The organism is Neisseria sp. P0022.S010, assembly GCF_051956635.1.
Map to the genome: position 1 here is coordinate 1 of NZ_JBQCXF010000029.1, position 22,662 is coordinate 22,662.

General features: G+C 52.9%; 18 protein-coding genes. 14 read left to right on the forward strand and 4 right to left on the reverse strand.

Annotated elements, in window-relative coordinates; translation table 11 throughout:
* Positions 1 to 186: 186 nt before the first annotated feature.
* Positions 187 to 4,335 carry a translocation/assembly module TamB domain-containing protein gene (locus ACTHUT_RS05140; RefSeq protein WP_440385888.1) on the reverse strand — a complete coding sequence of 1,383 codons (4,149 nt, stop codon included), beginning with the start codon at positions 4,333 to 4,335 and terminating at the stop codon, positions 187 to 189.
* 78 nt (positions 4,336 to 4,413) lie between these two features.
* Positions 4,414 to 6,255 carry an autotransporter assembly complex protein TamA gene (locus ACTHUT_RS05145; protein ID WP_440385889.1) on the reverse strand — a complete coding sequence of 614 codons (1,842 nt, stop codon included), beginning with the start codon at positions 6,253 to 6,255 and terminating at the stop codon, positions 4,414 to 4,416.
* Between the two features lie 447 nt (positions 6,256 to 6,702).
* On the opposite strand from ACTHUT_RS05145, the gene sstT reads away from it, so the two are divergent.
* Both sstT and ACTHUT_RS05155 read left to right on the forward strand, forming a co-directional pair.
* Positions 6,703 to 7,926, forward strand: a complete 1,224-nt coding sequence (sstT, locus tag ACTHUT_RS05150) for a serine/threonine transporter SstT (RefSeq protein WP_440385890.1) — start codon at positions 6,703 to 6,705, stop codon at positions 7,924 to 7,926.
* 227 nt (positions 7,927 to 8,153) lie between these two features.
* Positions 8,154 to 10,010, forward strand: a complete 1,857-nt coding sequence (locus ACTHUT_RS05155; RefSeq protein ID WP_440385891.1) for an ABC transporter ATP-binding protein — start codon at positions 8,154 to 8,156, stop codon at positions 10,008 to 10,010.
* Between the two features lie 110 nt (positions 10,011 to 10,120).
* Here the strand turns inward: ACTHUT_RS05155 and ACTHUT_RS05160 are convergent, their stop codons facing one another.
* Entirely contained in the window at positions 10,121 to 10,849 is a 729-nt protein-coding gene (locus ACTHUT_RS05160; RefSeq protein ID WP_003747857.1) for a TIGR00730 family Rossman fold protein, read from the reverse strand.
* A gap of 140 nt (positions 10,850 to 10,989) precedes the next feature.
* Between ACTHUT_RS05160 and truC the strand changes: the two genes are divergently transcribed.
* The 4 genes from truC (at position 10,990) to ACTHUT_RS05180 (ending at position 15,152) form a co-directional block, all read left to right on the forward strand.
* Positions 10,990 to 11,706 carry a tRNA pseudouridine(65) synthase TruC gene (truC, locus tag ACTHUT_RS05165; protein WP_440385892.1) on the forward strand — a complete coding sequence of 239 codons (717 nt, stop codon included), beginning with the start codon at positions 10,990 to 10,992 and terminating at the stop codon, positions 11,704 to 11,706.
* A gap of 97 nt (positions 11,707 to 11,803) precedes the next feature.
* Entirely contained in the window at positions 11,804 to 12,907 is a 1,104-nt protein-coding gene (gene prfB, locus ACTHUT_RS05170; RefSeq protein WP_036492330.1) for a peptide chain release factor 2, read from the forward strand.
* 200 nt (positions 12,908 to 13,107) lie between these two features.
* Complete coding sequence (locus ACTHUT_RS05175) at positions 13,108 to 14,565, forward strand: oligopeptide:H+ symporter (RefSeq protein ID WP_049349256.1); 1,458 nt, start codon at positions 13,108 to 13,110, stop codon at positions 14,563 to 14,565.
* Positions 14,566 to 14,687: 122 nt separating this feature from the next.
* Complete coding sequence (locus ACTHUT_RS05180; protein WP_204789005.1) at positions 14,688 to 15,152, forward strand: hypothetical protein; 465 nt, start codon at positions 14,688 to 14,690, stop codon at positions 15,150 to 15,152.
* A 79-nt stretch (positions 15,153 to 15,231) separates the two neighbouring features.
* Here the strand turns inward: ACTHUT_RS05180 and ACTHUT_RS05185 are convergent, their stop codons facing one another.
* On the reverse strand, positions 15,232 to 15,351 hold the full coding sequence (locus tag ACTHUT_RS05185) for a protein MIGRI (protein WP_440385893.1): 120 nt from the start codon (positions 15,349 to 15,351) through the stop codon (positions 15,232 to 15,234).
* 431 nt (positions 15,352 to 15,782) lie between these two features.
* On the opposite strand from ACTHUT_RS05185, the gene ACTHUT_RS05190 reads away from it, so the two are divergent.
* From ACTHUT_RS05190 to nuoG, 8 genes are all read left to right on the forward strand, one after another.
* Positions 15,783 to 16,139 carry an NADH-quinone oxidoreductase subunit A gene (locus ACTHUT_RS05190; RefSeq protein WP_003747867.1) on the forward strand — a complete coding sequence of 119 codons (357 nt, stop codon included), beginning with the start codon at positions 15,783 to 15,785 and terminating at the stop codon, positions 16,137 to 16,139.
* On the forward strand, positions 16,130 to 16,612 hold the full coding sequence (locus tag ACTHUT_RS05195; RefSeq protein WP_002215610.1) for a NuoB/complex I 20 kDa subunit family protein: 483 nt from the start codon (positions 16,130 to 16,132) through the stop codon (positions 16,610 to 16,612). Before ACTHUT_RS05190 ends, ACTHUT_RS05195 begins: the two co-directional genes overlap by 10 nt.
* A 12-nt stretch (positions 16,613 to 16,624) precedes the next feature.
* On the forward strand, positions 16,625 to 17,218 hold the full coding sequence (locus ACTHUT_RS05200; RefSeq protein ID WP_002216335.1) for an NADH-quinone oxidoreductase subunit C: 594 nt from the start codon (positions 16,625 to 16,627) through the stop codon (positions 17,216 to 17,218).
* A complete protein-coding gene (gene nuoD, locus ACTHUT_RS05205; RefSeq protein WP_440385894.1) occupies positions 17,208 to 18,464 on the forward strand; it encodes an NADH dehydrogenase (quinone) subunit D in 1,257 nt (418 codons plus the stop codon). The genes ACTHUT_RS05200 and nuoD overlap by 11 nt, the downstream gene beginning before the upstream one ends.
* On the forward strand, positions 18,464 to 18,937 hold the full coding sequence (gene nuoE / locus ACTHUT_RS05210; protein WP_440385895.1) for an NADH-quinone oxidoreductase subunit NuoE: 474 nt from the start codon (positions 18,464 to 18,466) through the stop codon (positions 18,935 to 18,937). Before nuoD ends, nuoE begins: the two co-directional genes overlap by 1 nt.
* Positions 18,938 to 18,977: 40 nt before the next feature.
* Positions 18,978 to 19,403, forward strand: coding sequence for a hypothetical protein (locus ACTHUT_RS05215; protein ID WP_440385896.1), 426 nt, complete (start codon positions 18,978 to 18,980; stop codon positions 19,401 to 19,403).
* A 65-nt stretch (positions 19,404 to 19,468) separates the two neighbouring features.
* Positions 19,469 to 20,764: an NADH-quinone oxidoreductase subunit NuoF gene (nuoF, locus tag ACTHUT_RS05220; RefSeq protein ID WP_036492317.1), complete on the forward strand. Its 1,296-nt coding sequence runs from the start codon at positions 19,469 to 19,471 to the stop codon at positions 20,762 to 20,764.
* Between the two features lie 58 nt (positions 20,765 to 20,822).
* The coding region (gene nuoG / locus ACTHUT_RS05225) for an NADH-quinone oxidoreductase subunit NuoG (RefSeq protein WP_440418693.1) at positions 20,823 to 22,662 on the forward strand (1,840 nt) is incomplete at its 3' end.

Here is a 22,662-nt window from a genome sequence, read left to right on the forward strand (position 1 = left end):
TGTCCGCTTGATTTATCGCTAATCTTGAATAAGCCGTGGCTGGCCGCTCACTTTTTTAGTTGCCTTTATTTTCAAACTTGCGCCGTTGGCCTTTGTCTTTTGAGGCATGGGAGAAAGATTCTAATACGGTAGAACAAGATAAAGGCCGTCTGAAAGATGAATTTCAGACGGCCTTTTTCACGGCTTTTAGTGTTGTTCTTCCGGCTCGGGTTCGTCTTTGCCGAACCAGTTGTCAAAGCGGATGGTGTATTTCAATTCGCCGCCGGATGAGCGTGTGCCGATGCGGGCAATGGCTTGGATGGCGCGGGTCAGTTGGTACACGAGTTTGACGGATTGTTCGGCGCTGGAGATGCCATATTCGTAACCTACGTAGAGGTTGTTGGTGAGCTGTTTGCCGACGGTCAGGACTTGTTCGGCAGGGTTGAGCTCGCCGGTTTGGGCGTTGCGGCTGCGTTTGCTGGTAAAGCCCAAATCATCGACAAGGCCGATGCGGTCGTTGACTTGGCCGGCAAGCAATGCGCTGGCGGCCGCAGAGAGCGTGGCGTTGTCGCCGTCACTGCCGCTGCTGGCACGGTTGAGGATGAGCCAGGAGAGTTTGTCTTTTTCACTCATGGCTTCCTTGGCAACCAAGGTCACGCGCGGATTGCTGAGGCTGCCGAGGACTTCGACACCTGCGCCGACCGGGGAGAGGCGGCGTTCGGCACGGATGTTGAGGTTCGGATCGGTCAGTGGGCCGACAAAGGAAACCGAGCCTTTGGTGATGTCAAGGTCTTGGCCGTAGGCTTTGTAGCGGCCTTTGACAACGCGCACGGTACCGACGCCTTGGACGGCTTCGCCGGGGCGGGACGTGATGGTCAGTTTGCCGCCGATGGTAACGTCTGCGCCGTAGCCGACAAAGCGGACATTGTCGTTGATGTTCAAGACAAGGTTCAGATTAATCGGCGTGGTGGCCGTTGCTTCTTTTTTGGTTTCGCCCAGTACAACCACGTCGTCATCGAGGGTCGGCATGGAGGATTTTTGCGAACCAAACCTGCCGTAGTCGGTGTTGAGCGTGCCGTTGAGCGATACGCCTTTTTCCGGATTGTAGAGGACTTTGGCCGCGCCGGAGAGCTGCAGTTGGCGGTTTGGACGCGAGAGGGTGCGGTATTTGTCGAAGACGATGTCCACGTCGACATCGGGGTTGGCGTTGGCAAGGTTGACCGCGCCTTTGAGCTCAATCGTGCCGCCACGGTGGAATTTGAGGCTGTCGATTACCCATTTTTGACCCTGCAGGCGCGAACGCAATACGCCGTTGTCGAGAATCAGGCCTTGGGTTTGATGGCGGTAATAGAGGTTGTCGCCGTTAATCTGGCCGCTCAGTTGCGGATCGTTCAGACGGCCTGCCAAGTTGACGGCGGCGTTCAGACGGCCTTTGAGGGTTTGGCCGACGGGCAGGAAGTTGCGGAAGACTTCGAGGTTGGCAACATTCAGGTTGAGCTTGCCGCTCAGAGGGGCGGTATCGAAGCTGGTACCCTGACCGATGTTGACGGTACCGTCGGCCCGGCCGTAATTGGTTTGGAGGTCGAGGTTGCTGTTGACGGTAGGCGAACCGAGTCGGCCGCCGATGGTGGCGGTCGCGTTCAGACGGCCTGCAATGCCTTGGGCTGTCGCCGGCATAAAGGATTTGAGCGAGCCCAAATCGGGAACGCTGATATTAACCTTGCCGCTGACGGGGGCATTGTTGATGTTGTTGCCGAACTGCTGGGCGATGCCGAGCGTGCCGTCAACTTTGCCGAAGCGGGTGTTGCCTTCCAGCGTGCTGTCGATGCGGCCGTTTTGGAAACGGGTGCGCAGGGCGAGCGCGGAAAGTCCCAAAGGCTGTTTGTTTTTCGGGTCTTTGCCCAGCAGGATGATGTCACCGCTTTGTCGGCTGATGTTGAGGAAGCCGCGCGCGTTTTGACTGTATGCCAAATCCCAGTCGCCGCCCAAGACGAGGTTGTGTTCGATGGGCGGGGTGTAGAAGTTGTGCAACTCGGTAATGTGCAGATTTTGCGCACTGCCTTTGCTGGTAATGCCGGCTTTTTTGTCCCAAACGAAATTTTGCAGGTTGAGGCTGCCGCCCATGGCCGCCCAGCGTGCGCTGCTGAGGGAGACGCGTTCGCTGCCGGCTTCGAGGTTGAGGCGGTTTTGCAGTTTGAGGTTGAACGCGCCGTTGATGTCGAGCGTGTCGACCGTGCCTTTCCATTGGGTTTGGTCTTTGTTGAGGCCGCCGGCGGCGTCGAGGTCGAGTTTGTAGCGTTTGTTGTCCACCGCCATGTTGCTGTTGCCGCGGATGTGGTGGTGAGAACCGGTGCCGCTGATGAGCAGGTTGACGTTGTCGATCATGGCCGCGCCGCCGGAGACGGCGATGTGTTCGCCTTTAATGTCGGCACTCAGCGGACGGTTGGTGTCGGGCGAGCCTTTGAGCTTGAAGTCGAGGGTGCGGATGTTGACGGCATCGGCGACTTTGAAGTTGCGCGCTTCGCCGTTCAAATCGGCTTCAAGGGTTTTGAGGCCGTCTGAAAAACTGCCTGAGATGTAGCCGCGCGCGTTGAGCAGGCCGCCCAAGCCGAAGCCGAAACGCGACAAATCGGGGGCGGTAATGTTGAGGTTGAGGCGGTCGCCTTTTTTACCGAAGCTGCCGTTGGTTTTGACGATGTTGCTGCCGAGGGTCAGGTCGGTCAGGGCGCGCGAGAGGTGTTTGTTTTCATAGGCGACGTCGGCTTTGCCGCTGAGCGGAACGCCGTTGAGCGTACTCGGTGCGAACTGCATTTTGCCGGCGAATTTCTCTTGCGCCAGTATGCCGGTCAAGTTGATGTTGCCGTTGACGCTGCCTTGCGGAAGCTGCGGATCGATGCGCGCAGGGTTGAAGGCTTTGCTGACAATGTCCAGTTGCAGTTTGCGGTCTTTGAAGAGTTCGAGCGAGCCTTTGGCATTGAGTTCGCCGCCGTTTTGCGGAACCAGGCGAACTTTGTCGAGCTTGAGCGTGCGCTGGCCGAGCTGTTTGTCGGTTTGGAAAAACAGCATGCCATCTGTACGCGCAAATCCGCTGTCGAGATTCCAGTTGACGACAGGGGAGGAGGTTTCGCCTTTGACGTCGATGCTGCCGTTCAGACGGCCTGCGATGTTTTGACGGACGAAGTCGTCTGCGCCGGTATTGTTGATGCCCAGTGCGAGTTTGAGCTGGTCCTGGGCGGTGTTGATAGAGCCGGATACGTCAATGCTGCCGTCTTTGAGCAGGCCGACGCCGATGTCTTCGATTTTGACCGTGCCTTTGTCGTCGACGATGAATTCGCCGAGGATGCGTTTGACGGGGATATGGTTTTCATCGGCAAAACCGGCTTGGTCGTTTTCCAAGTCTATCGAGCCTTCCAGTGCAACGCCGTCTGTAAAGGACGGAATGGTGGTGGCGTCGAAATTCAGACGTGCTTTGGGCAGGGTGGGCAGGAAGGCCTGCGGATTGATGTTCGAACCTTTAACCAGGATTTCGCCGACGGTTTCGTTGAGGCTGTCGGCGAATGGGTGGATGGTGGATTTGGCAGACAAATGAACGTTGTCGCCGTCGAGCAGCAGGTCGGTGTACACGTCTTGCAGGCTGCCCCACAGGCGTACCGTGCCGTGTATGGTTTCGCCCTCAAGCTGGCCTTTGGTGTAGATGGCGGTATTGAGGACGTAGGGTTTATTCAAACCGAGCACCACCGCGCCTGTCGAGCTGCTCCAGGGCGTATCGGCGGTTTTGATGTGGAGGCGGTGTTCTTTTTTGTCGTAATGGTAGGCCGCGTGCAGATGGTCGAGATAGACGGTCTGCTTGTCAAAACGCTTGCCCACGCTGATTTTGCCGGTTTCCAAACGGTCGAGATAGGCGGTAACGGGCAAGTCTATGCTGTCGGGCAGGCCTTTTGACGGCTCTTCTTCTTTGGGCGGCGTGCGCTTGGTCACGATGGCGATGTCGCCGGCCACGACTTCGGTAATATGCAAAGACGGACGGAACAGTTCGGACGGTTTCCAATCAAAACGGAAGCTGCTGATTTTGATGTCCGCACCGTCTGTTTCAATCAACCATTTGTCGCCTTCAAAACCTTCAATCAGCGTGCCTTTCAGCGTGTTCGAGGAGATTTTGACGCCGAACCATGACGGGATTTTGTACAAACCGAAACGCAAACCCGATTCCGTACCGACCAGCCAGCCGATCGCGCCGGCGGAAACGGTCAATACGCCCAAGGCGGACAGGACAAAGCCGCGCAACAGGCGTTTTTTGCGCTTTGGCGGGGCGGGCTGTTGTTCAGACGGCGTGGAAGTGTTTGCAGTATCGGTCATGATATTTTTCTGTTTGTCTGTTGTTCAGACGGCCTGGAATGGCTGATGCCGTCTGAAAGAATGGATGGTGTATGTTTGTTAAAACCTTGTGCCCAAGCTGATGTGCCAGCGGATTTTTTTGTCGTGGTGGCCGTAGGCGATGTCGAAGGAGAACGGCGCAACCGGGCTGAACCAGCGCACACCCAAGCCGGTACCGTGTTTTAAGGTCATGTGTTTGAAGTTGCTTGCCGCGTCGCCGACATCATGGAAGATGGCGCCGGAGAAGCTTTTGGTAACCGGGAATTGATATTCGAGGCTGCCGACCACCAAGGCGCGTTGCGGCAGGACGGAGCCGTTGGGGCCGGCCAAACCGATGCTGTCGAGTTCGTAACCGCGTACGGAAGTCGCGCCGCCGGTGCGGAACATCAGGCTGGAAGGCACTTCTTCGCCTTCGCGGGCATAAACGTAGCCGGCCTGTCCGCGTACGATGAATGTACCGATTTTTTTGTTTTCAGGCGTGAAGAAATAGCCTGCGCGTGCCGTAGCGCGCGCCATTTGGGTGGAGGAGAGGAGTTTGCCCAAAGTCGTGCCGATTTTGCCGTCGAGGTAGTAGCCGTTTTGAGGGTGCAGCTCGGTTTCGATGCTTTGCCGTTTCCATGAGGCGGTCAGCATGGTGGCATGGCTTCGGCCCAAATCGTAGCTGGTGTTGGGGACTTTGCGGTCTTCGGTAATGAATTCGAGGCCGAAGCGGGCATCGATATTGTTGCGGTCGCGGACATACCAAATGCCGCTGGACAGGGCGCGTTTTTCAAGGTTTTGCGTGGTCGAGCGGTTGTAGGAAACGTTGCTTGTCCAGTAGTTGCCACGGTTGTTGCGCGGCTGGCTGATACCGGCGGCCAGCGTGGTTTCGTATTTGTCCATGTCCCAAACGACCGAACCGATGTAGCCTTTGTTGAAGAGGTTGTAATAGTCGTAGGCGATGCGGCCGCCGATTCCGTATTCGGAGTCGTAGCGGATACCGGTTTCCAGTTTGTGGCGTTTGACTTCGGTCACGTTGATTTTGACGGGGACGCGGTCGCCTTGCAGTTGGTCGAAGTCGGCCTGTACGGACGCGCCGGAATAGTGGCCGTTTTGCTCGAGCGCCTGTTGCAGGTCGAGGATTTTGTCTAAGTCGTAAGGCGAACCGGGTTGGAAGCGCGCCATGCCGGAAACCACGCTTTCAGGGTAGCGGCGCGTGCCGGTGATTTGGAACTCGCCGAAGTAAATCGGGCGGTTGCTCTCCACGATGACGTTTAAGTCGGCCTTCTGGGTATTGGGATTGATGGTGGCTTGGGTGGTGGTGAGTTTCGCCAAAGGGTATTTTTTGCGCGTTACTGCGCTGAGGACGGAGGTTTTACTCGCATTCCAGCCATCTTGGTCGAAGTTTTCGCCAATGGGCTGCTGCCAGTTTTCCATCGCATTTTGGTAGTACTCGGCCAGGTTTTCGTCATTCAATACGTCGCCGAGGATGGCCACGCTGACGTTGTCGATTTTGGTGCGCGGGCCGGGGGTAACGTTGACGGTGTAGCTTTCGCCGTGATCTTGAATATTAACGTTGCTGTTAAAGTAGCCTTTGGTCCGGAGCATGGTTTTGACGTTGTCGGGTGCCTCTTCGGCGAGGAAGCCGACCTGCTCTTTGTCCAGCTCTTCGTCCTGCTGCTGGGTAATCAGCGGCAGGTATTCTTCAAGCATTTCTTTGACTTCGCTGTCTTGGGTGTCGATTTTGACGGGGAATTTGGGCTTGAGTTTGCCTGTTTGGTCGTCTTTGGGCTGCTTGGGCATTTCGGATTCGGGGACGGCCTCGTAGTCTTCCGCTTTGGGAACGGAAGTATCTACTGCCAACGCGTGTCCGTAGGCGAGCGCCAAAGATGCGAATAAAACAGGGTAGGTCAGTTTGGTCATGATGTGTGTTCGACAGCGACAATTCTTCAGTCTGTGGATTTTAACATTATTTCTGCAAGGTTTCAGGCTATGGTTATAAACGGAAATTTAGCGCGATAATGTTGCCAAATGCGACTTAAGGGAAGATTTTGGTTTATTTCTATACGATTGTAATACTTATGTTTTTGTATTTTGACTGATGAAGTTGCCTTTGTATTCGGCCTTATGGCGTAGATTTCAGGCCGTCTGAAATCAAGATACAGAGGGATAAGGCAATGGTATGGGTATGCTTTAAATTAGGGTTTGAGTGAGTTTTACTGTATTTTTGGCATAAAGTGCTAACTGTGTCATAAATTCTAAACTTTAATGCCGTTTTTGTGAGGTGTGCATGAAAACCTCGCCGACAAATGATTTTTTATTTTAGAATGTAAGACTTTTTTAACATATCTTTAAATTGAAGGAACGGATATGGCAAGTGGCAATCCGCTTTTGAACGCGATCAACAGCGTCAGCCTGGTGGCACAAATTGCCATCGGCTTGGTTTTAGGTATTCTTGTAGGTGCATTTTCGCCGCAAGTCGGTATCAGCGCAGGACTGCTGGGCAGCCTGTTTGTCGGTGCGCTTAAGGCTATCGCGCCGATTTTGGTATTTGTTTTGGTGACTGCCGCCATTGCGCAACACCAAAAAGGCAATCAGGCCTACATCAAACCGATTTTAATTTTGTATATTTTCGGTACGTTTGCCGCGGCTGTGGTGGCAGTCATTGCCAGTATGGCATTCCCGACCACGCTGATTCTGCGTACGGCCGGTGATGTCTCCGTTGCGCCGCCTTCCGGTATTATCGAAGTGTTGAAAACGTTGCTGATGAATTTGGTGGCCAACCCGATTAACGCGCTGGCCAATGCCAACTATATCGGCATTTTGGCTTGGGCCCTGATATTGGGTGCGGCTTTGCGCCATCACGGTTCAGATACGACCCGCCAAGTGGCGGCCGATTTGGCCGATACCGTTTCGACCGTTGTGAAATGGATTATCCGTTTTGCGCCACTGGGTATTTTCGGCTTGGTGTCCTCTACCATTGCGGAAACCGGTTTTGAAGCGCTTGCCGGCTATATGCAGCTGTTGGCCGTATTGCTCGGCTGTATGCTGTTTATTGCGTTGGTGGTCAACCCGATTATTGTGTGGACGCAAATCCGCAGCAATCCTTTCCCGCTGGTGTTTACCTGCCTGCGCGAAAGCGGCGTGTATGCCTTCTTTACTCGTTCTTCCGCCGCCAATATCCCTGTGAACATGGCATTGGCGAAAAAACTGGGCCTGCACGAAGACACTTACTCTATCTCCATTCCATTGGGTGCAACCATCAATATGGCCGGTGCGGCAATCACCATTACCGTTTTGGCGATGGCTGCGGCGCACACGCAAGGCATTACAGTTGACTTCGCCACTGCCCTGCTGTTGAGCCTGGTGGCCACCGTCAGCGCGTGCGGTGCATCCGGTGTGGCCGGCGGCTCGTTGCTGCTGATTCCTTTGGCGTGCAGCCTGTTCGGTATCGATAACGATGTGGCCATGCAGGTGGTTGCTGTCGGCTTCATTATAGGCGTGATTCAAGACTCTGCAGAAACTGCGTTGAACTCTTCCACCGACGTTTTGTTTACTGCCGCTGCCGATTTGGGTCGTCAACGTAAAGAGTGATTTTAGGGTTAACCTAAATCCAGCAAAGGCCGTCTGAAAAGTTTCAGACGGCCTTTGCTTTGGGTAAAGGAAAAGGGATTTTTAGATAGTCAAGCCGCTAGATTGGTTTGGTCGGACTAACGGTATCCGCTGTCATCAGTTGGATTTTTCCCGTAAAATACAGTCTTGAATGTATTTGAACACCTCTTTTCAGACGGTCTGACTGTCTTATCACATTTGCAAAAACAATGATTAAAAAAATATTCTCATGGTTCGAGTCCCGCATCGACCCTTATCCAGAAGCTGCTCCGAAAACGCCGGAAAAAGGGTTGTGGCGGTTTATTTGGAGCAATATTGAAGGCGTGCGTAAATGGATCGCCGTGTTGGCCGTGTTTACGGTCGGCGTCGGCATCATGGAAGCCTTGATGTTTCAATTTATGGGCAAGGTAGTCGACTGGCTCGGCGCTTATACGCCGCAAACGCTTTTTGTTGAAAAAGGCCATGCATTAATCGGCATGATGGCCATGGTGGCATTTTTTGCCGTTTGGACCTTTTTCGCTTCCAATGTACGCCTGCAAACCCTGCAAGGCGTGTTCCCCATGCGCCTGCGCTGGAATTTCCACCGCCTGATGTTGGGACAAAGCCTAGGCTTTTATCAGGATGAATTTGCAGGACGTGTGTCCGCCAAAGTCATGCAGACCGCGCTGGCGCTGCGCGATGTCGTGATGACCGTCGCCGATATGGTTGTGTATGTGCTGGTGTACTTCATCACTTCCGGTGTGATTCTGTCCTCATTTGATGTATGGCTTATTTTGCCGTTTATCTGCTGGATGATTGGATTCGCCATGATTATGCGCTTCCTGATTCCCAAACTCGGCAAAACCGCTGCACGCCAAGCCGATGCGCGCTCGCTGATGACCGGCCGCATTACCGACGCCTATTCCAATATCGCCACCGTCAAACTCTTCTCCCACGGCGCACGCGAGGCCGCTTATGCCAAGCAGTCGATGGAAGAGTTTATGGTAACCGTCCATGCCCAAATGCGTTTGGCAACGCTGCTGCACACCTGCAGCTTTATCGTCAACAGCTCGCTGACCGTCGGCACGACCGCCTTGGGCATTTGGCTTTGGTATCACGGCCAAGTCGGCGTGGGTGCGGTAGCTACGGCCACGGCCATGGCATTGCGTGTGAACGGTTTGTCGCAATACATCATGTGGGAATCCGCCCGATTGTTTGAAAACATCGGTACCGTCAATGACGGCATGGCCACCCTGTCCAAACCCCACACCATCCTCGACAAGCCGCAAGCCCTGCCGCTTAAAGTCACCCGGGGCGAAATCAAGTTTGATCACGTCGATTTCTCCTACGAAGCAGGCAAACCGCTTCTTAACGGCTTTAATCTGAACATCAAACCCGGTGAAAAAGTCGGCTTGATCGGCCGCAGCGGCGCGGGTAAATCCACCATCGTCAACCTGCTCCTGCGTTTTTACGAACCGCAAAGCGGTACGATTTCGATCGACGGCCAAAACGTGGACAGCGTTACCCAAGAAAGTCTGCGCGCCCAAATCGGTTTGGTGACGCAAGATACCTCCCTCTTGCACCGCTCCGTCCGTGACAACATTATCTACGGCCGTCCCGATGCAACCGAAGCCGAGATGATTTCCGCCGCGGAACGCGCCGAGGCCGCCGGTTTTATTCCAAACTTAAGCGATGCCAAAGGCCGACGCGGCTATGATGCGCACGTTGGCGAACGCGGCGTGAAACTTTCCGGCGGCCAGCGCCAACGCATCGCCATCGCCCGCGTTATGCTCAAAGACGCGCCGATTCTGTTGCTTGACGAAGCCACCAGCGCGCTTGACTCCGAAGTCGAAGCCGCCATCCAAGAAAGCCTCGACAAAATGATGGAAGGCAAAACCGTGATTGCCATCGCCCACCGCCTCTCCACCATCGCCGCGATGGACCGCCTCATCGTCTTGGACAAAGGCCGCATCATCGAAGAAGGCAGCCACACCGAGTTGCTCGGGAAACAAGGCCTGTACGCCAAACTTTGGGCGCACCAAAGCGGCGGCTTCTTGAGTGAGCATGTCGAGTGGGAAAACAATTAAACGATTTGAAAGAAGATAAAAGGCCGTCTGAAAACATTTTCAGACGGCCTTTATTCATGAAGCAAAGGGCAGGTGGATAACCGCCCTTTTTCAGTTGAAACCTTAGTTTTTTACAGCCCCAGCGACCAAGCATTTTGGTGTTCGGACAAGTCTTCCAAGCGGTTTTCGTAATGGGCGAAGATTTCTTCGATGATTTCGTCTTCGTCGTCGATGACGCGGATCAGGTTTAAATCCTCTTCCAAAATCAGGTTTCTGCCCAGCAACTGCTCGCGTATCCAGTCCAACAGCCCTGCCCAAAATGCTTTGCCCACTAAGATAATCGGGCGGTCGGGCGTTTTGCCGGTTTGCACCAAGGTCAGGCTTTCAAACAATTCGTCCAACGTGCCGAAACCGCCGGGCATAACGACATACGCTACGGCGTGTTTGACGAACATGACTTTGCGCGGGAAGAAGTGTTGGAATTTAATCGACAAATCCTGATACGGATTGGCTTTTTGCTCGTGCGGCAACACGATATTCAGCCCCACCGCCGGACTTGCGCCTGCAAACGCGCCTTTGTTGGCCGCTTCCATAATGCCCGGCCCGCCGCCGGAAATGACGGAAAATCCGGCATCCGACAGTTTGCGCGCCAAGCGCAATGTGAACGCGTAGTCGGGATGGTTTTCGGGCGTGCGCGCGCTGCCGTAAATGCTGACAGCTGGCTGAATGGCGCGCAATTCTTCGCCGGCTTCGACAAATTCGGAAATAATCTTCAATACATGATACGACTCGCGCGCCTGAATATCGCGGCGGGTTTCATCGGGCAGCATGGGTTTGGGCAGTTTTTTGAGCAGGCTCACGGCTTTTCCTTCGTGTTTTTATGTGCAGTATTGTAACCCGAAAGGGGCGGGCCGTCTGAAAGTTGGGTTTCGGCGGCAAGTGTGCCTGCCACATTTTCAAAAGCCCGTTACAATATCTGCTTTTATTCAACTGCTCCGCCATGCTAGATATTATCCACCGTGACAGCCGCACTATCGCCGTCAACAAACCTGCCGGAATGCTGGTGCACCGAAGCTGGTTAGACAAACACGAAACCCGTTTTGCCGTGCAGACCCTGCGCGACCAAATCGGGCAGCACGTCTATCCCGTCCACCGCCTCGACCGCCCGACTTCCGGCGTCTTGCTGTTTGCCCTTGATACGGAAGCCGCACGATTATTGACGCAGCAGTTTGAAAACAAAACCATCAAAAAAATTTATTGGGCGATTGTTCGCGGTCATCTGCCTTCAGACGGCCTGATTGATTACGCCCTCAAATATATGCCCGACAAAATCGCCGAAGCGCAGACCGAAGCCACATTGCAGGAAGCGCAAACCGCCTACCGCTGTCTGGCGCAAACCGAGTTGCCGTTCCAATCCGCGCTGCGTTATCCGACCTCGCGTTATTCGTGGGCCGAACTCACGCCGTACACCGGCCGCAAACACCAACTCCGCCGCCATATGAAACACATTTTCCACCCCATCGTCGGCGACACCAACTACGGCGATTTGCGCCAAAACCATGCCGTTGCCGAACATATCGGCACGCAACGCCTGATGTTGCACGCGCGAAGCCTTAGTTTTCAAAGCATAGAAGACGGCAGCCGGATGACCGTACAAGCGCCGATAGACAACGACTGGCGGCTTTGGTTGGAAAAATTCAAAACCGAGGCCGTCTGAAAACCCAAACTGCACATTTTCAGACGGCCCGGTCATGGAAAAAAACAGGCAAATCCCTTACAATACGCCCCTAAAATTTTGAAAGAACACAAGAATCATGGAAGCCGAAGTAATCAACCAGCTTAACAACACCCTAAACGACTTGGAGAAGCGCAGCGAAGACATCCGCGTCTACATGGACTATCAAGGCAAGAAAGACCGATTGGAAGAAGTCATCGGCCTCTCCGAAGACCCAGAACTCTGGAACGACCCCAAACGCGCCCAAGAAATCGGCAAAGAGCGCAAAATCCTCGAAGGCATCGTGTTGACGCTCGACAACATCGCATCAGGCATCGAAGACAACCGCATGCTGATTGAAATGGCCGTCGAAGAAAACGACGAAGAAGGTTTCGCCGCCGTGCAGGAAGATGTGGCCGGTTTGGAAAAACAAATGGCCGACCTCGAATTCAAACGAATGTTCAACCAGCCTGCCGACCCGAACAACTGCTTTATCGACATCACCGCAGGCGCGGGCGGTACCGAAGCCGAAGACTGGGCGGGCATGTTGTTCCGCATGTACAGCCGCTACGCCGAACGCAAAGGCTTCAAAATCGAAATCCTTGAAGAAGATGACGGCGAAATCGCGGGCATCAACCGCGCCACCATCCGCGTGGAAGGCGAATACGCCTACGGCCTGCTGCGTACCGAAACCGGCGTTCACCGCTTGGTGCGCTATTCGCCGTTTGACTCCAACAACAAACGCCATACGTCTTTTTCATCCGTGTTCGTGTACCCCGAAATCGACGATTCCATCGAAATCGAAATCAATCCCGCCGATTTGCGTATCGACACTTACCGCGCATCCGGTGCCGGCGGTCAGCACATTAACAAAACCGACTCCGCCGTGCGTATTACCCACGAGCCGACGGGAATTGTGGTGCAGTGCCAAAACGACCGTTCGCAACACGCCAACAAAGCGGCCGCGATGGAAATGTTGAAATCCAAACTGTACGAATTGGAAATGCGCAAACGCAACGAAGAGAAACAGGCATTGGAAGACGGCAAGTCCGATGTGGGTTGGGGCAGCCAAATCCGTTCGTACGTCTTGGACTCTTCACGCATCAAAGATTTGCGCACAGGCTACGAAGTCGGCAATACCAAAGCCGTATTGGACGGCGACTTGGACGGCTTCATCGAAGCCAGCCTGAAACAAGGCGTATAAACCGTAAAACATAAAATGCCGTCTGAAAGATTTCAGACGGCATTTTTCAGTTTGAAAGAAACATTATTTTGCAAATATTAAAACATGTTTTGCAAATGCAAAGATTGGCGGTAATATATAGTTTCTATAAAAATGATTGGTAGGTGCAATAGGCCGTCTGAAGCCTGATCCTGTCCAATATAATTAGGAGAACTTATTAAATGTCCGGTCAAAAGCTGTCTTCTGCCGAGAAAACTTTCTTCGGCCATCCTTTGCAATTATCCACCCTATTCCATATTGAGCTGTGGGAGCGTTTTTCCTTCTACGGTATGCAGGGCATCCTGCTGATTTATCTGTATTACACCGCGAGTCAAGGCGGTTTGGGTATGGATAAAGCCTTGGCCGGCGGCATTGTCGGCGCGTACGGCGGCAGCGTTTACCTGTCCACCATTCTCGGTGCGTGGTTGGCCGACCGCATTTGGGGTGCGGAGCGTACCCTGTTTATCGCCGGCATCGTCGTGATGACCGGCCATATTTTATTGGCGATCGTGCCGGGTTTGATGGGATTGTTGCTGGGCTTGGTGTTTATCGCGCTGGGCAGCGGCGGCGTGAAATCGTCTGCCGGTTCGATGGTCGGTTCTTTGTATGAACGGGAAGACCTGCGCGAATTGCGTGATGCCGGTTTCTCTATTTTCTATATTTCTATCAATATCGGCGGCTTCTTAGGCCCGTTGTTGACCGGTATTTTGCAAGACAGGATGGGTTTCCATTACGGTTTCGGCGCGGCGGCCGTCGGCATGGCATTCGGCCTGCTGTGGTATTCGCGCGGCCGTAAAAACCTGCCGCATACGCCGGTTCCCAATCCGTTGCGCCCTGAAAAGGTGCAGACCGCCATGGCTGTCGGCGTGTTGCTGGTTTTGGTGTTGGGCAGCGTGATTGCTTCCGGCGCACTCACCCTTGAAAACTTCTCCCGCTGGCTCTTGGGCGTGGTTATCGTTACCGTCGTCGCTTATTTCGCGCGCCTGTTGGGCAGCAGCCACGTTGAAGCGGCCAATAAACGCTATATTGTGGCCTATATTCCGCTATTTTTGACCATTTGTATGTTCTGGGCGGTTTGGTTTCAGGTGTACACCGTTGCGACGGTCTATTTTGATGAAACGGTGGACCGTACTTTCTTCGGCTTTACCGTGCCTGTTTCATGGAAAGATTCGATACAGGCCATGTGGGTGGTCCTCTTTTCCGGCGTGATGGCGGCGGTGTGGACGAAAATGGGCAAACGCCAACCTAAAACGCCGTTGAAGTTTGCACTGGCCATGTTGGTAACCGGCGTCTCTTATTTGAGTTTTATTCCGTATATTTCATCCGAAACCCCGATGCCGATTATCGTGTTTATGCTGGTGTTGCTGGCGATTACGATAGGCGAGCTGATGCTGTCGCCGATTTCGCTGTCGTTTTCTACCAAAATCGCACCGAGCATGTTTAAAACACAAATGGTTGCTTTGAATTTCTTGGCATTGTCCATCGGCTTTACTTTGGGCGGAGTGTTGTTTAAAGACTACTACAATGCTCAGTCGCCATTGGACTTCTACTGGATGCTGGCCACCATCGGCGCGGTAACCTGCGGTATTCTGTTGGTACTCGCCCCGGTATTGAACCGCATGCTCAAAGGTGTCGATTGATTTTTCTATTTTGCCGAATTCCTCAGCCACTATGACGGCGGCTGGCGCACGCCGACAGCAAAACAGGCCGTCTAAAACCCGGCCTGTTTTACCCTCCACCTCAATCGAAAGAAAGTACCGCCATGAAACTCTTGAAAACAATCCCTCTGCTGCTAAGCCTGGCCGTTGCCACCGCGCAAGCCGCCGACGTCAATCCGCATCCGCAAAGCTTCGGCACCTGGCACGATGCGGACGGCGGAAACTTCGTCATCAACAAAAACGGCTTTAAAGAATTTGCCCATGTATCCGCCGAGTGTAGCCAAAAAAGCAAAGGTTATGTGCATGAAAGCTCTTGGATAAGCGGCAAAGAACTGGCCAAAAGCATCCGCGAAAGCATCGAAATCGAAGACTCGGACAATAAAGCATACGGTAGCGAAATGAACGCGGTGCTGAAAACCATCCGCCCCAATAAAAAATACCTGCGCATCGACGTGGCACTCAGTTGCAGTGACGGTATGGAATCCTTCATCCAACTCGACAAAAACAACGCCCTGCGCAGCACCACCGCGCCCGACGAATTTTTCCGCCACGCCAAACGGGTAAAATAAACCGAAAAGCCGTCTGAAAAGATTGCGAAAACATTCGGGCAGCCTGCCGTTCATTCCGACGGCGGCTGCCCGAATGTTTTCAGACGGCCAACCAATAGCGCAACGCCGCCAACAGCAACGACACCGAAACGCAAACCCAGGCCGCGGTTTTCGCCGCTCTGTGCACCGCCTGCCGGTAACCGTCCGGCAACAGCCGCACAACCGGAAAGCGGCCAAGGCGGCAAACAAAAAGAACTTCAATAAAAAAGAAACATGTATCACCAGCCAGTTGGGTACCAACCCCGAAAACGGACAGGAATACGGCGCGGACTTTTAAGTGAATGTGATGTAAATACAGGCCGTCTGAAAATAATCTATTTCAGACGGCCTCATGTTTGATTGGGAATTGGAAAGAGGGCAGATTCGGGGCATAAATCGGATAGGCGGAAAATTCAAATTAAATGATACATGATTAAACCGAAATTAAAATTTGGAAATATTAAATACAAATAAGAATTGTTCTCATAACTTTATTGAATTTATTGAGGTTTTTTTGCTGATTTGCTGATATTTACCTTTAAATGGCTTTTGAAATTCGATAAAATGGTAATCTATTTTTAAGATTTGTCTGTCAACCAGTTAGGTACGACCATGTTGGCCAGTTATTTTCCCGTCCTCGTATTCATCCTCGTCGGCCTTGCGGCCGGTGTGCTGTTTATCCTGCTCGGCACGATTTTGGGTCCGAAACACCACTACGCCGAGAAAGATGCGCCTTACGAATGCGGTTTCGAAGCCTTTGAAAACGCAAGGATGAAATTCGACGTACGTTATTACCTCGTCGCCATCCTCTTTATCCTCTTCGATTTGGAGGTTGCGTTTATGCTGCCGTGGGCAGTGGTATTTAAAGAATTGGGTACATACGGCTTCTGGTCTATGCTGGTGTTTATCGTCGTTTTGACGGTAGGCTTTGTTTACGAATGGAAAAAAGGTGCGCTGGAATGGGAATAGAAGGCGTTTTGAAAAAAGGTTTCATCACCACCAGCGCGGATACGGTGCTGAACTATATGCGTACCGGTTCGCTGTGGCCGGTTACTTTCGGTTTGGCCTGTTGCGCCGTGGAAATGATGCACGCAGGTATGGCGCGTTATGACCTTGACCGTTTCGGTATCATTTTCCGTCCGTCCCCACGTCAGGCCGACCTGATGATTGTGGCGGGTACGCTCACCAACAAAATGGCGCCTGCACTGCGCCGCGTGTACGACCAGCTTGCCGAGCCGCGCTGGGTATTGTCTATGGGCTCGTGTGCCAACGGCGGCGGCTATTACCACTATTCTTATTCCGTTGTGCGCGGTGCCGACCGCGTCGTGCCGGTAGACGTTTATGTGCCGGGTTGTCCGCCGACTGCGGAAGCCCTGATTTACGGCCTGATTCAGCTCCAGCAAAAAATCAAGCGCACTTCCACCATCGCGCGTGATGAGTAAGGAGAGGACGATATGGCAAGCATTCAAAACTTATACGAGACCGTCGTCGGCGTGCTTGGCGATCAGGCAAGCAAAGTCATTTCAGCTTTGGGCGAGATTACCGTCGAGTGTCTGCCCGAACACTATATTTCAGTCATGACCGCATTGCGCGACCATGAAGAGTTGCATTTCGAGCTTCTGGTTGACTTGTGCGGTGTCGATTACAGCACTTACAAAAACGAAGTATGGCAGGGCAAACGCTTTGCCGTCGTCAGTCAGCTGCTTTCCGTTAAAAACAATCAACGCATCCGCGTACGCGTCTGGGTTTCAGACGACGACTTCCCTGTAGTCGAATCCGTAGTCGATATTTACAACAGCGCGGATTGGTACGAACGCGAAGCCTTCGATATGTACGGCATCATGTTCAACAATCACCCAGACTTGCGCCGCATCCTGACCGATTACGGCTTTGTCGGACATCCGTTCCGCAAAGACTTCCCGATTTCCGGCTATGTGGAAATGCGTTACGACGAAGAGCAAAAACGCGTGATTTACCAACCTGTTACCATTGAGCCGCGCGAGATCACGCCGCGTATCGTCCGTGAGGAGAACTACGGTGGCCAATAAATTAAGAAACTACACCATCAACTTCGGCCCGCAACACCCTGCGGCGCACGGCGTATTGCGTATGATTTTGGAGTTGGAGGGCGAAACCATCGTCCGCGCCGACCCGCATATCGGCCTCCTGCACCGCGGTACTGAAAAACTGGCTGAAACCAAAACCTATCTGCAAGCCTTGCCCTATATGGATCGTCTGGACTACGTTTCCATGATGGTCAACGAGCAGGCGTATTGCTTGGCGGTAGAAAAACTTGCCGGTATCGATGTACCTATCCGCGCCCAGTATATTCGCGTGATGTTTGCCGAAGTAACGCGCATCCTCAATCACTTGATGGGCATCGGTTCGCACGCATTCGACATTGGTGCGATGACCGCCATTCTCTACGCCTTCCGCGATCGCGAAGAGCTGATGGACTTGTACGAAGCCGTGTCCGGCGCACGTATGCACGCAGCCTACTTCCGTCCCGGCGGCGTTTACCGCGACCTGCCCGACTTCATGCCCAAATACGAGAGCAGCAAATTCCGCAACGCCAAAGTATTGAAGCAGCTCAACGAATCCCGTGAAGGCACCATGCTCGACTTTATCGACGCCTTCTGCGAACGTTTCCCAAAAAACATCGATACACTCGAAACCCTCCTGACCGACAACCGCATTTGGAAACAGCGTACCGTCGGCATCGGCGTCGTCTCTCCTGAGCGCGCCATGCAAAAAGGCTTTACCGGCGTCATGTTGCGCGGTTCGGGCGTGGAATGGGACGTGCGTAAGAAACAGCCTTACGACGTGTACGACAAAATGGATTTCGACATCCCTGTCGGCGTCAACGGCGACTGCTACGACCGTTACCTCTGCCGTATGGAAGAAATGCGCCAATCCGTACGCATCATCAAACAATGTTCCGAGTGGTTGCGTGTCAATCCGGGTCCGGTCATTACCACAAACCACAAATTCGCTCCGCCCAAACGTACCGAAATGAAAACAGGTATGGAAGACCTGATTCATCATTTCAAACTCTTTACCGAGGGTATGCACGTTCCCGAGGGCGAGACCTACACCGCTGTCGAACATCCGAAAGGCGAGTTCGGCGTTTACATCATTTCAGACGGCGCAAACAAACCCTACCGCCTGAAAATCCGCGCACCCGGCTTCGCCCACCTACAAGGCATGGACGAAATGGCAAAAGGCCACATGCTGGCCGACGTTGTTGCTATCATCGGTACGCAGGACATCGTATTCGGGGAGGTTGACCGATAATGTTATCCGCAGAATCTTTAAAACAAATTGACATCGAGTTGGCAAAATATCCTGCCGACCAACGTCGCTCCGCGATTATGGGTGCATTGCGTATCGCCCAAACCGAAAAAGGCTGGCTCGCTCCCGAGACCATCGCCTTTGTCGCAGACTATATCGGCATCTCGCCTGCACAAGCCTACGAAGTCGCTACTTTCTACAATATGTACAACCTTGAGCCTGTCGGCAAATACAAATTAACCGTTTGTACCAACCTGCCTTGCGCCCTGCGCGGCGGTATGGATACCGGCGAATACCTGAAGAAAAAACTCGGTATCGGCTACGGTGAAACCACGCCCGACGGTAAATTTACCCTTGTCGAAGGCGAATGCATGGGCGCATGTGGCGATGCACCGGTCATGCTGGTCAACAACCACAGCATGTGCAGCTTTATGACCGAAGAAGCAATTGACAAGAAACTTGCCGAACTGAAATAAAAGGCCGTCTGAAACTTTTCGATAAGGAAGGCTTTAAATTATGAGAAAAGTTATTTTAGCTATTTCATTATTTGTTGCTACAACCAATTACGTGTTTGCAGATTTTACAGATAGTGAAGCCAACGAAATTATTTCTCAATTTTATAAGCGGTATGTTTTTGGTAACGAAGAATTAGGTGTCGATGCGCAACGTTTCGGGACATCTCGCTTTTTGAAAAAATTAGAACGTGCTTATAGTGCTGAATATGATTGTGAAGATGCTCCTTGTTATGGCACTTGGGAGCTACGGACAGAAGCGCAAGATGGTGACGGCACGAGTATTTTATCTAATATCCAGCCTATTATTAAAAATAAAGGTTGGTACCGTGTGAGTTATCGAGACATGGGGCACAAAGGCGTTACTGATGTAAAAGTTGTAGAAAAAAATGGCATTATCAAATTGGATGATTATAAGCGTGTACGCTAAATAAATTTTCCGGTTACCTGAAAATAAAAAAGAAACCCTAAAAGTTAAGTTAGGCAAAACCAAAAATGGCTATTTACCAATCAGGCGTGATTTTTGACCAAGTGGATACCGCCAATCCCGATTGCTGGACATTGGACGAATACGTCAAACGTGGCGGTTATACCGCCCTGCGTAAAATCCTGTCCGAAAACATCTCGCAAAGCGATGTGATTGACGAGGTCAAAGCCTCCGGCTTGCGCGGTCGTGGCGGTGCGGGCTTCCCGACCGGTTTGAAATGGAGCTTTATGCCCCGTTCCTTCCCGGGCGAAAAATACGTCGTCTGCAACACCGACGAAGGCGAGCCGGGTACATTTAAAGACCGCGACATCATCATGTTCAATCCCCATGCCCTGATTGAAGGCATGATTATTGCCGGTTACGCGATGGGTGCGAAAGCGGGCTACAACTATATCCACGGCGAAATTTTCGAAGGTTATCAACGCTTTGAGGCTGCACTCGCCCAAGCGCGCGCCGCGGGCTTTTTGGGTAAAAATATTTTGGGTTCGGACTTCGAATTCGAACTCTTCGCCCACCACGGCTACGGCGCATATATTTGCGGCGAAGAAACCGCATTGCTCGAATCGCTGGAAGGCAAAAAAGGCCAGCCGCGCTTCAAACCGCCGTTCCCTGCTTCGTTCGGCCTGTACGGCAAACCGACCACCATCAACAATACCGAAACGTTCTCCTCTGTCCCATTCATTATCCGTGACGGCGGACAGGCGTTTGCCGACAAAGGTATTCCGAATGCAGGCGGTACCAAATTGTTCTGTATTTCCGGCCACGTCGAACGTCCGGGCAACTATGAAGTGCCATTGGGTACGCCGTTTGCCGAAATTCTGAAAATGGCAGGCGGTATGCGCGGCGGTAAAAAACTCAAAGCCGTTATTCCCGGCGGTTCGTCCGCGCCCGTGTTGCCTGCCGATATCATGATGCAGACCAATATGGACTATGACTCGATTTCCAAAGCAGGCTCGATGCTGGGTTCCGGCGCGATTATCGTCATGGACGAAGACGTGTGCATGGTCAAAGCCCTTGAGCGCCTGAGCTACTTTTACTACGACGAGTCTTGCGGCCAATGTACGCCTTGCCGAGAAGGTACGGGCTGGCTCTACCGCATCGTACACCGCATCGTAGAAGGCAAAGGCCGCATGGAAGACTTGGATCTGTTAGATTCTGTCGGCAACCAAATGGCAGGCCGCACCATCTGCGCCCTCGCCGATGCCGCCGTCTTCCCTGTTCGCAGCTTTACCAAGCATTTCCGTGATGAGTTTGTGCATTACATCGAACACGGCGGACCGATGAAACCGAATAAGTGGTGCTAAGTTTTCAGACGGCCTCTAAAAGAATTATTTATTAAATACCCGTAACTAGGAACGAACCATGTTACAAATCGAAATCGACGGCAAACAGGTATCTGTGGAGCAGGGCGCGACGGTGATTGAAGCCGCGCACAAGCTCGGTACTTATATCCCGCATTTCTGTTACCACAAAAAACTTTCCATCGCCGCCAACTGCCGTATGTGTTTGGTGGATGTGGAAAAAGCCCCCAAACCCCTGCCCGCCTGTGCCACGCCGGTTACAGACGGCATGATTGTGCGTACGCATTCGGCAAAAGCCCGAGAGGCGCAAGAAGGCGTGATGGAGTTCCTGCTCATCAACCATCCGCTTGATTGTCCGACCTGCGACCAAGGCGGTGAATGTCAGTTGCAGGATTTGGCGATGGGCTACGGCAAAACCACCAGCCGTTATACCGAAGAAAAACGTTCTGTCGTCGGCAAAGACATGGGTCCTTTGATTTCCGCCGAGGAAATGAGCCGTTGTATCCACTGTACCCGTTGCGTGCGTTTCACCGAAGAAATCGCCGGCGTGCAAGAAATCGCTATGGCCAATCGCGGCGAACATTCCGAGATCATGCCTTTTATCGGCAAAGCAGTGGAAACTGAATTGTCAGGCAACGTCATCGATTTGTGTCCTGTCGGTGCATTGACCAGCAAACCGTTCCGCTTTAACGCGCGTACTTGGGAATTGAACCGCCGCAAATCCGTTTCTGCCCATGACGCTTTGGGCAGCAACCTGATTGTACAAACCAAAGACCATACCGTCCGCCGCGTGTTGCCATTGGAAAACGAAGCCATCAACGAATGCTGGCTGTCCGACCGCGACCGTTTCGCCTACGAAGGCCTGTATCACGAAAGCCGTCTGAAAAACCCGAAAATCAAACAGGGCGGCGAGTGGATGGACGTGGATTGGAAAACCGCGTTGGAATATGTCCGCAGCGCGATTGAATGTATCGCCAAAGACGGCAACCAAAACCAAGTCGGCATTTGGGCGAATCCGATGAATACGGTTGAAGAGTTGTATCTGGCCAAAAAACTTGCCGACGGCTTGGGCGTTAAAAACTTTGCCACCCGTTTGTGTCAACAAGACAAACGTCTTTCAGACGGCCTTAAAGGTGCGCAATGGTTGGGACAAAGCATCGAATCTTTGGCTGACAACGATGCCGTATTGGTAGTTGGTGCGAACTTGCGCAAAGAACAGCCGCTCCTGACCGCCCGCCTGCGCCGCGCCGCCAAAGACCGTATGGCCTTGAGCGTATTGGCCAGCAGTAAAGAAGAATTGTTTATGCCGCTTCTGTCTCAAGAAGCCGCACATCCCGACGAGTGGGCAGGCCGTCTGAAAAACCTGTCTGCCAATGCGGAACACGCCGTTACCACCAGCCTGAAAAACGCTGAAAAAGCAGCGGTGATTTTGGGCGCGGAAGTGCAAAACCATCCCGATTACGCCGCCATTTATGCCGCCGCGCAAGAGCTGGCAGACGCGACCGGCGCGGTGCTGGGCATTCTGCCGCAGGCTGCTAACAGCGTCGGTGCGGATGTCTTGGGCGTGAACTCGGGCGAGAGCGTTGCCGAAATGGCAAACGCGCCGAAACAGGCAGTCTTGCTGCTCAACGTCGAGCCTGAAATCGATACGGTTGACGGTGCAAAAGCCGTGGCCGCGTTGAAACAGGCGAAAAGCGTGATGGCGTTTACCCCGTTTGTCAGCGAAACGCTGCTGGACGTGTGCGACGTATTGTTGCCGATTGCGCCGTTTACTGAAACATCAGGCAGCTTCATCAATATGGAAGGCCGTCTGCAATCTTTCCACGGCGTGGTACAAGGCTTCGGCGATTCGCGTCCGCTGTGGAAAGTGTTGCGCGTATTGGGCAACCTGTTTGACCTGA

Excerpts from the sequence above, each read along its gene's own strand:
- ACTHUT_RS05140 (WP_440385888.1), bottom strand. The coding sequence starts at position 4,335 with ATGACCGATACTGCAAACACTTCCACGCCGTCTGAACAACAGCCCGCC.
- ACTHUT_RS05145 (WP_440385889.1), bottom strand. The coding sequence starts at position 6,255 with ATGACCAAACTGACCTACCCTGTTTTATTCGCATCTTTGGCGCTCGCC.
- sstT (WP_440385890.1), top strand. The coding sequence starts at position 6,703 with ATGGCAAGTGGCAATCCGCTTTTGAACGCGATCAACAGCGTCAGCCTG.
- ACTHUT_RS05155 (WP_440385891.1), top strand. The coding sequence starts at position 8,154 with ATGATTAAAAAAATATTCTCATGGTTCGAGTCCCGCATCGACCCTTAT.
- truC (WP_440385892.1), top strand. The coding sequence starts at position 10,990 with ATGCTAGATATTATCCACCGTGACAGCCGCACTATCGCCGTCAACAAA.
- prfB (WP_036492330.1), top strand. The coding sequence starts at position 11,804 with ATGGAAGCCGAAGTAATCAACCAGCTTAACAACACCCTAAACGACTTG.
- ACTHUT_RS05175 (WP_049349256.1), top strand. The coding sequence starts at position 13,108 with ATGTCCGGTCAAAAGCTGTCTTCTGCCGAGAAAACTTTCTTCGGCCAT.
- ACTHUT_RS05180 (WP_204789005.1), top strand. The coding sequence starts at position 14,688 with ATGAAACTCTTGAAAACAATCCCTCTGCTGCTAAGCCTGGCCGTTGCC.
- ACTHUT_RS05190 (WP_003747867.1), top strand. The coding sequence starts at position 15,783 with ATGTTGGCCAGTTATTTTCCCGTCCTCGTATTCATCCTCGTCGGCCTT.
- ACTHUT_RS05195 (WP_002215610.1), top strand. The coding sequence starts at position 16,130 with ATGGGAATAGAAGGCGTTTTGAAAAAAGGTTTCATCACCACCAGCGCG.
- ACTHUT_RS05200 (WP_002216335.1), top strand. The coding sequence starts at position 16,625 with ATGGCAAGCATTCAAAACTTATACGAGACCGTCGTCGGCGTGCTTGGC.
- nuoE (WP_440385895.1), top strand. The coding sequence starts at position 18,464 with ATGTTATCCGCAGAATCTTTAAAACAAATTGACATCGAGTTGGCAAAA.
- ACTHUT_RS05215 (WP_440385896.1), top strand. The coding sequence starts at position 18,978 with ATGAGAAAAGTTATTTTAGCTATTTCATTATTTGTTGCTACAACCAAT.
- nuoF (WP_036492317.1), top strand. The coding sequence starts at position 19,469 with ATGGCTATTTACCAATCAGGCGTGATTTTTGACCAAGTGGATACCGCC.